Annotated in this window: 12 protein-coding genes; 6 read left to right on the top strand and 6 right to left on the bottom strand. The window is 54.0% G+C overall.

Annotated features, from left to right (window positions below; all coding sequences use genetic code 11):
• Window positions 1-115: 115 nt before the first annotated feature.
• The 4 genes from HMPREF9081_RS08710 (at window position 116) to HMPREF9081_RS13375 (ending at window position 3,692) form a co-directional block, all read left to right on the top strand.
• A complete protein-coding gene (locus HMPREF9081_RS08710; RefSeq protein ID WP_006306812.1) occupies window positions 116-949 on the top strand; it encodes a polysaccharide deacetylase family protein in 834 nt (277 codons plus the stop codon).
• 413 nt (window positions 950-1,362) lie between these two features.
• Entirely contained in the window at window positions 1,363-1,587 is a 225-nt protein-coding gene (locus HMPREF9081_RS08705) for a FeoA family protein (protein ID WP_037358255.1), read from the top strand.
• A 15-nt stretch (window positions 1,588-1,602) separates the two neighbouring features.
• Complete coding sequence (feoB, locus tag HMPREF9081_RS08700; RefSeq protein ID WP_006306809.1) at window positions 1,603-3,498, top strand: ferrous iron transport protein B; 1,896 nt, start codon at window positions 1,603-1,605, stop codon at window positions 3,496-3,498.
• A 26-nt stretch (window positions 3,499-3,524) separates the two neighbouring features.
• On the top strand, window positions 3,525-3,692 hold the full coding sequence (locus HMPREF9081_RS13375) for a FeoB-associated Cys-rich membrane protein (protein WP_006306808.1): 168 nt from the start codon (window positions 3,525-3,527) through the stop codon (window positions 3,690-3,692).
• Between the two features lie 104 nt (window positions 3,693-3,796).
• Here HMPREF9081_RS13375 and HMPREF9081_RS08695 read toward each other — a convergent pair whose 3' ends face one another.
• The 4 genes from HMPREF9081_RS08695 to HMPREF9081_RS08680 form a co-directional block, all read right to left on the bottom strand.
• On the bottom strand, window positions 3,797-4,753 hold the full coding sequence (locus HMPREF9081_RS08695; protein ID WP_006306807.1) for an arsenic resistance protein: 957 nt from the start codon (window positions 4,751-4,753) through the stop codon (window positions 3,797-3,799).
• A gap of 130 nt (window positions 4,754-4,883) precedes the next feature.
• Window positions 4,884-6,650, bottom strand: a complete 1,767-nt coding sequence (locus HMPREF9081_RS08690) for an ABC transporter ATP-binding protein (RefSeq protein ID WP_006306806.1) — start codon at window positions 6,648-6,650, stop codon at window positions 4,884-4,886.
• Window positions 6,637-8,382, bottom strand: coding sequence for an ABC transporter ATP-binding protein (locus HMPREF9081_RS08685; protein WP_006306805.1), 1,746 nt, complete (start codon window positions 8,380-8,382; stop codon window positions 6,637-6,639). The genes HMPREF9081_RS08690 and HMPREF9081_RS08685 overlap by 14 nt, the downstream gene beginning before the upstream one ends.
• A gap of 42 nt (window positions 8,383-8,424) precedes the next feature.
• Window positions 8,425-9,732 (bottom strand): MFS transporter, encoded by a 1,308-nt coding sequence (locus HMPREF9081_RS08680; protein WP_245529873.1) that lies wholly within the window; start codon window positions 9,730-9,732, stop codon window positions 8,425-8,427.
• Window positions 9,733-9,844: 112 nt separating this feature from the next.
• On the opposite strand from HMPREF9081_RS08680, the gene HMPREF9081_RS08675 reads away from it, so the two are divergent.
• A complete protein-coding gene (locus HMPREF9081_RS08675) occupies window positions 9,845-11,251 on the top strand; it encodes an aminotransferase-like domain-containing protein (RefSeq protein ID WP_006306803.1) in 1,407 nt (468 codons plus the stop codon).
• 96 nt (window positions 11,252-11,347) lie between these two features.
• Window positions 11,348-12,040 carry an aspartate/glutamate racemase family protein gene (locus HMPREF9081_RS08670; protein ID WP_040394912.1) on the top strand — a complete coding sequence of 231 codons (693 nt, stop codon included), beginning with the start codon at window positions 11,348-11,350 and terminating at the stop codon, window positions 12,038-12,040.
• Between the two features lie 176 nt (window positions 12,041-12,216).
• On the opposite strand, the gene HMPREF9081_RS13365 is transcribed toward HMPREF9081_RS08670, so the two are convergent.
• Both HMPREF9081_RS13365 and HMPREF9081_RS08665 read right to left on the bottom strand, forming a co-directional pair.
• On the bottom strand, window positions 12,217-12,375 hold the full coding sequence (locus HMPREF9081_RS13365) for a winged helix-turn-helix transcriptional regulator (protein WP_006306801.1): 159 nt from the start codon (window positions 12,373-12,375) through the stop codon (window positions 12,217-12,219).
• A 163-nt stretch (window positions 12,376-12,538) separates the two neighbouring features.
• A partial coding sequence (locus HMPREF9081_RS08665) for a VOC family protein (RefSeq protein ID WP_006306800.1) occupies window positions 12,539-12,831 on the bottom strand: 293 nt, incomplete at its 5' end.

Here is a 12,831-nt window from a genome sequence, read left to right as displayed (position 1 = left end):
TTCGGGAGGCAGTCTTTTTTGATGAAAATACGTAGGTGTTCGGCTTGATTTTCATTTCAAATCTAGGTACAATGATACGCGGTAATGATAACGTACGGTGCAGGGGAGGGATGTCATGGACTGGAAGAAGATGATCGGCGGGCGGCAGTTTTGGTCACTTCTTGCCGCCCTTCTTATTCTCCTCGGTGTCGTCTTGATTGTGGGACATCCGCATGAGGAGGCAGCACCTGCGCCCCCGTCTCCGGCAGAGAACGATGTAAAGGTGCTTGTACTCAACTATCACATGGTCAACTCTATGTTTATCTCGCTCGCGGTTGAGCCGTCGGATTTCGATTGGCAGATGAAATATCTCGTCGATCACGGTTATCATTCGATTACCCCCGATGAACTCTATGACTTCCTCGCGGGGCGGGGAACACTGCCCGATCGTCCCGTGCTGATCACCTTTGATGACGGGTATGAGGACAACTATACGAATGCCTATCCGATTTTGAAGAAATATAATCTCAAAGCAACGATCTTCATTGTGACCGGATTTGTGAGCAAGCGGAAGGGATATCTCACATGGGATCAGCTGCGTGAAATGGAAAAGCACGGCATCACAGCGCAGTCCCATACCGTAACGCATGCGCCTTTGCCGGATCTGCCCGACGACCGCATCCGCGAGGAGCTTGTTGAGTCAAAACGGCAGGCGGAGGAAGAGCTCGGGCATCCCATCGAATTCATTGCCTATCCGACGGGTGTGCATGATCTGCACATCGTTGGAATTGCGAAGGAAGCGGGGTATAAGGGCGGTTTCACAGTCAAATATGGCAATGTCGACCGCGAGAGCAACATCTACGCACTGGAACGCGTACCTATCTTTCGTACGGGTGCGACGAACGTGGACTTCGTTGATCGCCTGCGCTATACATCGAATATCACACAGTTTGGATGGACACGTAATTGATACGAGAATGTTTCTTATATTAGAGAAGGTTAATCGCTATTTCGTGTGGGTAAAGGAAGCAATGATGCCGCTACGGTTGGGCAACGACGACATCAAGATCCAATTTTCCGCATTCCAAGATGTAAAGGTGCATCAAGATTCAATGCGGCAGAAAACAAGAACAACGTATCCATGATGATTTCTCCAATCTGTTTCTCGGGATATTATATCATGTCTGCCGATCATCTTGAAACCTCCTACCCACACGAATCAGCGAAAGACCAGAATTTATCAGTGGTTCCCTAATTTTATGAAACAGCCCTGGATGAACCCCCTTGACGTAATGATATGAAGTAAGGTATCATACACGGTGCAGAGATAGTTTCATTATCATTTGCATTGATAAAAATGTGGATCTTAGGAGGTATCTTGTATTGACACTGAAGGATGGGAAGACGGGAATGACGCTGAAGATTCTGCAAATCAGCGAGTCGCCTCTCAAGCAGCGTCTTATGTCGATGGGGATGATTCCGGGGACGAAGGTGACGGTTCTGCGTTCGGCACCTATGGGGGATCCGATCGCGATAGGCATTCGTTCGTATAATCTCGCCATGCGGCGCGAGGACGCAGCACTCATATCTGTCGAGCAGATCGGTTAAGGGGAGGGCGGAGATATGTCAGCATTGGCAGTTGCACTGACCGGAAACCCGAATACCGGTAAATCGACCATATTCAACGCACTGACGGGTGCGCGTCAGAAAATCGGAAACTGGCCGGGGGTTACGGTTGACAAGAAAATCGGTCACACGCATTACAAGGGGCGGGCGATTTCCATTGTCGACCTTCCAGGGACGTACAGCATCAACGCCCGCTCGCCGGAGGAACAAATCGTCATCGACTACTTGACGAGCACGAAGCTGGATCTCGTCCTGAATGTCGTGGACAGCTCGAACATCGAGCGCAATCTTTTCCTTACGGTGCAGCTTCTTGAGAAGGGGATTCCGCTCCTCATCGATCTCAATATGCAGGATGATGCGCAGCGGCGCGGCATCAAGATCAACACGGCGAAGCTCGAAGAGGCGCTCGGCATGCCCACCGTCGAGACGACGGGGCGCAGCAGCAAGAGTACAAAGACGCTGCTCGATGTCTTTACGAGTACGGTCATGGCACGGTACCAGCCGAGCGACCTCGTCAAGGCACATATCGCGAAGATCCATGAGATCGAGAGCAGTTCGCGTACGGAGGCGGAGAAGGAAGAGGCGATCATCGAGGCGCGCTATGCACTCATCGATCAGGTTGTGCGACATGCCGTAACGGTGCAGAATGTCGGTGCGACGCGATCGGAGAAAATTGATCGTTTTCTCGCAAACGGTGTGCTTGCGCTGCCGATTTTCCTTTTGATTCTCTATGGCGTGTTTCAGATCACGTTTACATGGATCGGTCAGCCCATTGCCGACGAACTCGAGGTGCTCATCAACGATCAGTTCCTGAACTTTGTCAAGGATTCGCTTGTAGCGGCGGGGGTCGCGGACTGGATGGTTTCGCTGGTCACGGACGGCATCATCGCGGGTGTCGGCTCAGTGCTGACGTTCGTTCCGCTCATCTTCGTCCTGTTCTTCTGCCTCTCGTTCCTCGACGGCACGGGCTACATGGCGCGTATCGCGTTTATCACGGATCCGATCATGCGCCGCTGCGGGCTGACGGGTAAGGGGATCATGCCGCTGATGATGGGCTTCGGCTGCGCCGTTCCGTCCATTATGGGTGCGCGTGCGCTCGACTCGGAAAAGGATCGCATGATCTCGATCCTCGTCACACCGTTCCTGACGTGCGGTGCGAAGCTGCCGATCATGGCACTGTTTGCGGCGATGTTCTTTCCCAACAATGCAGCAAACGTTGTATTCCTTATGTATATCATCGGTATGGTCATGGCTATTATCGTGGCAAAGGTGCTCGGTTCGACGCTGTTCAAGGCACATGGCTCGACCTTCCTGTTGGAGCTCCCGCCGTACCGTATGCCCGATATGAATTCGGTTCTCCTGGAGACGTGGGACAAGGGTAAGGGGTACCTCATCAAGGCAGGTACGATTATCTTTGCGGCATCGGTCATCCTTTGGTTTATGTCGAACTACAACTTTGGCGGTCCGTGCGAGATTGAGGACAGCATCCTCGCGACGCTCGGCGGCTGGATGTCTGTGCTCTTCACATTCCACGGATTTGCAACGTGGGAGGCTGGCGCGGCTGTCCTTTCCGGTATCATGGCGAAGGAAACGGTCGTTGCGACAATCGGCATTCTCTATGGTGTTGCCGATGTCTCGACCGAAGCGGCGGATGCGGCTAATACGGCTTCCATGATGCTTCAGACAGGTATGGGCGCAGCGTTTACAAGTCTTTCAGCGCTTGCCTTCATGGTATTCTCACAGCTCTATACGCCGTGTGTCACGTCACTCGGTACGATTAGGAAAGAGACGGGCGCGTGGAAATGGGTCGGCTTCTCTGCCGTCTATATGTTTGCGATTGCTTGGTTTGTTTCGCTTCTTGTCTATCAGATTGGTCGGTTACTCGGCTTCTGATAGGCGCCTCTGAGGGGGAGATTCTTATGGCAACCTATGTCGTCGGTGCATTTGTGGCGGCTGCACTCTTTTTTGCCGTTCGCCATGTCTATCGGAACTTTCGCTTGGGCAGGAAGGACTGCTGCGGCAGCAGCTGCTCGTCATGTGATGAACCTCCTTCCTGCTGCCATTCATCGGAACAACCGAAAAAATAAGAGAAGCGCGCTCTCTAGGGGGCGCGCTTTTTGCTGTCTACAAGAGCTCATATATGAAGTGATCGCTGAAAAACCCGTCAAGCTCCTGTCCGGAGAAGCAGATATCATTCGTGGGTCTGTGTCTTTCGGATGCGCTGCGCAATTAGAGCGAGTACCGGAAGCTCGATCAGCGGCCCAATGATGAGTGCGAGTATGGTCAGTGGACGATCAGGGAATGCAGCGGCGGCAATCGCAAGGGCAAGAGGCGAGTTGCGTGCGAGCGTGGTGAAGCTGAGTGCCGTGAGGTCTGCCCGCCGAAAGCCCAGACGTACACCAAGCTGACGTACGAGCACGTAGTTGACACTGAAGAAGATCAGCATGACGAGGAGCATATCGGCGAAGAGCTTCGAATGTGCAAACAGTACCGTACTTTCCGATGCAAACATAGCGAGGACGGCAGTCATGAGAAAGCCAAGCTGCAACGCGTCTCCCCATGTGCGGAGATGAGCGATGCTGCGTGCCATAAGCGGGGAGATGCGTCCAAGTGCATTGCTGCACGCCGCGAGTCCCAACGGCAGGAGAAGCACGACCAGAGCACTGCGAACGACCTCCGCATCGGTTATACGGATGGCATCGCCGTAGAACAGCGCCAGATCGACAGGCAGGAGCAGAATTTGCAGTGCGAGGTTCAGCGGCAGGATCGAGGCCCCGAGTACCGTGTTGCCGCGTGCCTGCGCCGTAAAGACGAGATACCAGTCTGTGCATGGTGTCACGAGGAGCATCATCAGCCCAAGCTGCATATCGATGTTCTCACGAAAGAAAAGAAGTCCCAGTCCATAGGAAAAAACGGGTGTCCACAGGAAATTGACTGCGGTGGCGGTCAGTGTGAAGCGGACATTCTGGAACGCCGCACGCAGCTCACTGCCGTCTGCGGAGAGAAAAACAATATAGAGGAGTGCCATGAGTGCCGGCGTGATGATATGCGAGGCGATCTCGCAGAATGATGTCATATATCCGAGGCCAATTCCTGCCAGCGCCGCTGCGATGATGAGCAGCGGCTGATATATTGCAGCAAAATTCATCCATTCACCTCCTCTGTAAGAACGTGATTTGCATACGAGAATTTGTTATGGTCGAGCAAATTTGTAACATAAGTGGAGTACAAATTTCCAACGAACGTGTTGGAGCGAGAGGATGTCTTTATGTCCGCGATCATCCGATTTTGGACGGATCTGTCGAAGATGACAGCCTCCACCCGACGGCTGTTCTGCGCGATGCGATGAAGTCGGCGTAGATGCCATCCTCGGCGATCAGTTCTTCGTGTGTTCCGCGCTGAACGATCCTGCCGTCTGCTACAACGAGGATCTGCGCGGCGTTTCGAACCGTGTTCAGCCGATGGGCGATCATGATGACGGTCTTGTCCTGCGTCAGTGCTTCGATTGCCTGCTGCAGCCGATCCTCGTTCTCCGGATCGACGTTCGCCGTCGCCTCGTCAAAGATGATGATGGGCGCGTCCTTGAGAATGGCACGGGCGATGGAGATGCGCTGTTTTTCGCCGCCCGAAAGGTTTGCGCCACCCTCGCCGACCATTGTTTCATACCCGTTCGGCAGCTGCATGATGAAATCATGACACGCTGCCTTTTTTGCTGCCGCAATGACCTCTGCGCGGCTCGCCTGCGACCGCCCAAAGCGGATGTTGTTTTCGATGGTGTCGTGGAAGAGGTAGACGCGCTGAAATACAATGCTGATCTGTGCCATCAGGGACGCAAGCGTGTATTCCTTGACATTGTGCCCGCCGATGGTAATTGTGCCGGCATCGACATCCCAGAACCGCGCAATGAGATGGCACAGCGTCGTCTTGCCGGAACCGCTCGGCCCGACAATCGCCGTCAGACTGCGTTCGGGGATCTCTGCGGAAATGTCGCGGAGGAGCGGTCTTTCTCCATAGGAAAAGGATATGCGGTCCAATGCGATATCATGATGCGTGGGGACAATATCTCTGCCGCTTTCATCGAGCTGTGGAATGGCATCTGTTTCGTTTGCCTCGTCGATGGAGGCGCATACGACGCGGAGCAAAGAGAGAGCACTGCCCGCAGATTCGAGCTGCTGATAGGCGATGAAGGAGAAGACAATGCACATAATCACATCGAGCAGGGACATTGTTCCTGTGCAATGTGCATAGAGTGCGGTGGCGATGATCAGGATGCTGAAAAAGCGCAGGGTGAGTTCCTGTGCAGCCACGTATGGGGTAAAGAGACGCTCCATCGAAAGGTTGGCTCGCTCGCTTTCGGCAAGCGCATCGCGCACCTGTCTATCGCCCTTGCCCGTGAGGTTGAATGCCTTGATGACGTGCATTCCGTGCAGCTGCTCAAGTACAGCCTCGACAAGCGATGCTTGTGCCGCCTGCCGTTTCGGTGCGAGCATGCGGGATTTTTCCTCCATGGTCGCTGTGACCCACAGATAGAGGGCGATGCCGACAATGAAGACGGCGCCGATGCGCCCATCGAAGACAAAGACCATCGGGATGAGGATGAGGGTATTCAGGAAGCCGGTCAGCGTGTTGACGAGAACCATGGAGGCAGTTTCCTCCACATCGCCCAGAACAGTTGTTGCGATGCCCGTGATCCGTCCGAGGCTGCTCTCGTTAAAATAGCCCATCGGGACGCGCTTGAGACGCTCTCCGATGGCGATGCGCTTGTTCGCCGCCATGAAGTAGCCCGCATGGACGCGCTGCAGTTGTGAGATATACTCGACTACGGATCTACCGAGGATGCTGACGGCGAGGATTACGAGTGCCTGCATCGCCGTATCCATGCCGTCCGCGTGCTCCATGAGTCCCTTCAGGACGACATAGAGTGCTGCAATTTGCAGGGCGTGGAATATGGCGTAGAGCACACCGAGCAGCACTGAGCGGTTGAGATTTTTTCGCTCGCTGCCCGCGAACGCCCAGATTTTTTTGAGTGCGTCAATCATTTGCATCACCGTCCTTTGCACTGATGTGTGCCTGCCACATGCTGCGGTATTCTGTGCAGTCCGAAAGGAGCTGTGTGTGCGTTCCCGATGCTGCGACTGTGCCGTCCGCGATGAGAAAGATCGTATCCGCATCGGTGATGGTAGAGAGACGGTGCGCGATGATGATGACCGTCTTCCCCGCGATCAGCCGTGCGACAGCACGCTGGATGACGGCCTCGTTCTCCGGGTCAATGTACGCCGTTGCCTCATCGAGGATGACAATGTGGGCGTCTTTCAACATCGCGCGTGCGATCGCGATGCGCTGGCGCTCGCCGCCCGAGAGATGGCTGCCGCCGCTGCCGACAACGGTATCATAACCACGTTCGAGCCTGCGGATGAAGTCGGCACAGCCCGAAAGCTCTGCCGCATGCTCGACTTCGGCATCGGTCGCCGATGTTTTGCCGAGACGGATGTTCTCTCGGATCGTGTCGTCAAAGAGATAGGTATCCTGCGCGACAAAGGAAACCAGATCATAGAGCTGTGTGAGCGGGATATCCTTCAGATCGTGTCCGCCGATGCGGATGCTGCCCTCCTGTACATCCCAATAGCCGGCGATCAGACGTGCGAGTGTCGATTTCCCGCTGCCGCTTGCGCCGACAAATGCGTTCAGCGTGCCGCTCGGGATCGTGAGACAGATATCGTCTAGGACGTTGTTCGTTCCGTCGTAAGCAAAGGAGACATGCTCCACCGAGATGTCCGTCGTCTCAACGGGAATCGGCGTCGTCGCATGGTGCTGCTCCTCAGCAGAGAGAATGGAATCGACAGCACTGACGGTTGTGCCGACCTTTGCGAGTGCATCGATAAAGGACATTGAGGCGAGCAGCGGACCCGCGATCCCGAGGGAGAGGATGATCGTCTGGATAAAGACATCCATCGGAAGAGTACCGTCTTGATACCAGAGCCAGCCCACAGGCAGGATCGTAATGAGCGTGGTCGGGGATACCACCTTGCCGACGGACATCGGCAGCTGGCAGTGCAGCATCCATTGATAGTAGTACGAGGCATTTGCGCGAACCTTTTCCGAGAACTTTTCATAGGACGCTGCACCTTGGTTGAATGCCTTGATAACCTCGATGCCGCCGATATACTCGACAACGGCGGCGTTCATCTCGTCCGTTGTCCGCACCGCTCCTGCGTATTTTTCCTCGTAGTCGCGCATGACGATCGCCATAAAGACCATGCCGACGGGAATCGAGACGAGAGAGAGCAGCGCCATGCGCCAGTCGAGGATGAGCAAATAGATGAAGATGCACAAGGGGCCAAATGTATTTGCTGTCATCTCCGGCCATAGGTGCGCAATCGTGCGCTCCATGCTCTCGACCTGATCGACAATCGTGTGCTTCATCGCACCGCTTGCGTGATCGATCACGACACCGAGCGGGAGCTTTGGCAGCTTCTCGAGGACGCGCGTGCGGATGTCGCGCAGTACAGCGAATGCCGCGCGATGCGACAGCGCAAGAGCCTGTGCATATAGGATGCTGCGTAGGGCATAGCCGACGAAGGCAGTAAGGCATAGGATGAGATAGAAGCGCGGCTCCACTGCGCCAAAGAGGAGTGCTGTAATCATCTCTGCCGCCGCCCAGTAGGGAACAATCCCCGCGAGTACGCCGAGTGCCGCAAGTGCAATCGCCATGCGCAGCCGCCCATGTTCCGCAGCGGCGAGCTGCCAGAGTCGCCGCATAGGGCTTGTGTTTTCCATAAGAAAACCTCCATAATAAACGCGATTGGATTTTGTTATCAATTATAAGGTGATATGAAATTTGTGGCAAGCGGAAAAATTCGATGACCTCTGTGGATTCTGCGTGGCGGTGGGGATACGGCTGAGGAGAGCGGCGCAGCAGAGCGCAGCCGATGCGGCGCACACCTGAAGTGCGAGACCGTCCACATAGGTGGCGGGCGAGGCGAGAGATGCGCCGTCTCCCATGAGAAACTCACCCGTAAGCACAATCCCGAGTGCACCTGCGAGCTGCTGCCCCGTCGTCAGGATGGCACCGCCAACGCCTGCGTCCTCCATCGGCAGATAGCGCAGGACAATACCCGTCGCAATGGGAATCACTGTGCCGTTGCCGACACCGAGGACAAACAGCGCGAGGATGACAAAGGGAATCGCAGTGGACAGGCTCGTGATTGTACCAAGCAGCACGGCGAGGATACCCGCGCTGGTACAGATCGTTCCGCAGATCAGTACGCGCGGCGGCGCGAACTTCCGCATGAGTGCGGGGCCTGCGGACGAGGCGAGGACGAATCCAGTGCCGACCGCCATAAAGACGAGCCCCGCCGTCTGTGGTGTGAGTTCACAGATATTCTGCAGGTAGAGACCGAGCACGACAAAGAAGGGGACAATGGCGGCGTACAGGCATACATTGAGAAAAATTCCGACCGTATAGCCACGATAACGAAAGAGCCGAAGAGGATTTCCAAGCTGCTTTTGGTGTGCCCCATGTGCAGCGTTTTGGCTTGTGGGCAGCGACCTGCAGCCAATGCCGGCGATCAGGCAGATTGGCATGTTGGCAAGGAAAATCATGCGCCAACCGAGTCCGAGGAAATCCCATGCGGGAATCCAGCCGCCGAGTACCTGCCCCATGATCTGCCCGAGTCCGATGGATACGCCGAATGCGGATAGTGCCTGCACACGTGCATTATCTTCGTATGAGACACGAATCAGAGCGAGTACCTGCGGCACCATGATGGCGCCCGAAATCCCCTGCAGAAGGCGTGCGACAACAAGCTGCAGTGCTGTCTGAGCAGCACCGCAGAGCAGCGAGGTCACGGCAAAAAGAAAAAGCCCGAGACGGTAGATACGTCGCCGTCCGAAACGGTCGCCAAGACGTCCGCCGACAATCAGCCCCACGCCGTAAACGAGCGCATAGCCGCTCATAATCCCCTCGAATTCTGCAGCCGACGGATGTAAGGAGGAAATGATGGCGGGTGCGGCGACATTGATAACGAACTGGTCGAAGATGGACAGAAACGAGCCGACCAGGATAAAGGGCAGAATATAAAGTGAGGCGGATACCTTTGTGCCCGTTGAAGCAATGCTGTTTTTCATATCTATGGTCATCTCTCCTGTGATATAATACATACAATTATTATGTTAGACTGCCTATTGTGTGATTTCAACAGTAAAATTGTATGTATGACAATATTGTGGGAGATGTCCTATGCCCATCAATTCGTTCGATGATTATCCGATGACGTGGCGTCCAGAACGTATCTATCTGCATCCTCCGTTCTACCGTGCGCTTGCCGCGCAGCTTGAACGTGATATCCTCAGCGGACGGCTGTCGCCGCATACAAAACTCCCGCCGCAGCGGGAGCTTGCCGACTACCTCGATCTCAATCTGAGCACGGTAACGCGCGCCTTTCGTCTCTGTACGGACAAGGGACTGATCTATGCGGTCATTGGGCGCGGGACGTTTGTCTCGCCGAATGCAGCGTTGTCGAATACAACAGCAGATACGAAAAAGTCTCTTATTGAACTTGGTAGCATTCATCCGTACGATTCACTTAGCGAGATTCTTGCGGATACTGCACGGGAGATCCTGCGCGGCAGGGATGCAGCGCACCTCTTTGCGCTTCTCGGTGCAGAGGATGAGGAGCGTCATGCACGGACTGCGTGCTGCTGGCTTGCGCGTTTTTCTCTTGCGGCAGAGCCGACGAATCTCCTTCTTACTGCTGGCACGCAGAGTGCACTTGCAATCGTACTCACTGCGCTGTTCGATGCAGGGGATCGAATTGCGGTGGACAGGTATACGTATGCGAATTTCATCAGCCTTGCAAAACAGCTGAACATCCGACTCATCCCCATCGAGGGGGATGTGGACGGGATGCTGCCGGATGCGCTCGCACAGCAGCATCAGCAGATAAACATCAAGGGCGTCTATCTTATGCCATCCTGCACGAATCCGACCGGTATCGTTATGCCTGAGGAACGGCGCAGGGAGATTGCAGCGGTGCTGTGTAAGCACAATATGCTTTTGATTGAGGACGATGCCTACGGCTTTACGGCACGCGGGAACGCTGCGCCCATGACCGTGCTCCTCCCGCGGCAGTCCGTTTATCTGCACAGTCTTTCAAAACTTACCTGTCCCGGACTGCGTGTTGCATACATGCTTGTTCCAGCGCATTTTAGGCAGCTCATTCGGAGAGCGGCGCGCAGCATCAGCATGGCGATCCCGCCGCTGAGTGCGGAGATCGCATCAGAGCTGATTGCCAGCGGCGCGGCGGAGCGTATAATGCGGGAGAAATGTCGGATGTCAGAGGAGCGCAATCGCATCTTTCGAGGGATCTTCCCTGCACATACGGAGAGTACACGCGGCTTCTTCCAATGGATGCCGCTGCCTGTGGGATGCGGTGGGGCGAATTTTGAGGCGCAGGCACAGCATCGCGGTGTTTGTGTCCTCTCGTCGGATCACTTTGCCGTCGGCGGGGAGGCGGAGCATTCCTTTATTCGCCTCGCCCTCTGCTCGCCGCCAACGAATGAGGAGCTGGCGCGCGGACTGCGCATTGTTCATGATCTGATGGAGGAAAATACGATCCCGCCGCAGACGGAGACATTGATCCTTTAGGAAGAATAAAGGCAGAGTGGGGTGAATTGTCCTCCCTACAATTTTTACCTTGTCATGACGGACGGGCGGTGCTATCGTAATGGAAGAGGTGATACGATGAAAACAATAGGGCTGATCGGTGGTATGAGCTGGGAAAGCACCGTGACATACTATCAGGTCATCAACGAAACGATAAAAAAGCAGCTGGGCGGTCTGCACTCTGCAAAATGTATTCTATACAGCGTCGATTTTGATGAAATCGAGAAATATCAAGCGAGCGGGGAATGGGATAAGAGCGCAGATGTTTTGTCTGAAGCCGCACAAGCATTGGAACGGGCGGGGGCGGATTATATCGTAATCTGCACCAATACGATGCACAAGGTAGCGTCTGAAATCGGCAGGAACATTCATATCCCCATCCTGCATATTGCGGACATGACCGCGGTACAGCTAAAGAAACACGGCATCCGAAAAGTCGGTCTGCTCGGTACGAAATACACTATGCAGCAGGATTTCTATAAAAATATTTTGATCGAACAGGGAATTGAGGTTCTCATTCCAAATGATGCTGATGTCGATGTCGTCAATCGCATTATTTACGATGAACTGTGTCTTGGGAAAATCTTGGAGGAATCCAAAGCCGTATATCTGGACATTATTCATGAACTCGCACGAAACGGGGCGCAGGGGATCATCCTAGGATGTACTGAAATCGGACTTCTTATCCAGCAATCCGATACCGATATTCCACTCTTTGATACCACACGCATTCATGCGAAGCAAGCAGCACTCAAATCACTGGAACAATAAAAATGCGAAAAAAAGAGATTCCATTCGCCCTACCTAGCGTTTGGAATCTCTTTTCTACTTCATCGGACACGGTATTCTATTTGCAACTATTCTCCATCATGCGAGACAGTACATCGGCAACAAGGGGGAGTGTTGTCACGCCGTCAGCGTCCAGATAGTGCCCGCCCGTCTTGGTTTCATGAGTCGTTGATGGGATACGCTCTTCCCCAACCGCACATTGCATTGATGATAGGGACGAATGTTTTTCCTTTATCGGACAGTGTGTATTTGACCTTTGGGGGAACCTGTGGATATTCCTTGCGTATAGGAAGCACTAATAAATTCAGCACTGCCATCTTAGCGCATCTTTTTTGCCCGCTTTTCGCTCTCGATCCTCCACATGGCTTTGGCTATGCGTCTGGTTTGCCTCCTCAATCGGACGAAAAATCTACGCCAATCTGAGGGTCTATTTTATCAGCGATTCCTATAATCAAAGCGAAATCTGCGATGCTCATGAATCTATACCGTTATTTCGATTTGATTTCCTTCAATACCGATAACGCAGCTCTCGTAGTATCCGTCTCCCGTGGTACGAGGTCCGCTGATGACCTCATAGCCGTCGGCTTTCATACGAGAGGTAAGGGAACCCACTGCGTCTTTGCTGCCAACGCTGAAAGCAACATGGATAAAACCTGTTCTGGCGAGAGCCTTCGTGTCGTCTGCCATTTCGGGCTTCTTCATAATTTCCAGTCTTGCACCATCGTCGAAAGATATGAAATAAGAGCGGAAATCTGTGTTTTTGTTGTGTTGAC

It is taken from the genome of Centipeda periodontii DSM 2778, from assembly GCF_000213975.1.
Taxonomy (GTDB): Bacteria; Bacillota; Negativicutes; order Selenomonadales; family Selenomonadaceae; genus Centipeda; species Centipeda periodontii.
This window is presented reverse-complemented; position numbering and strand designations above follow the sequence as displayed.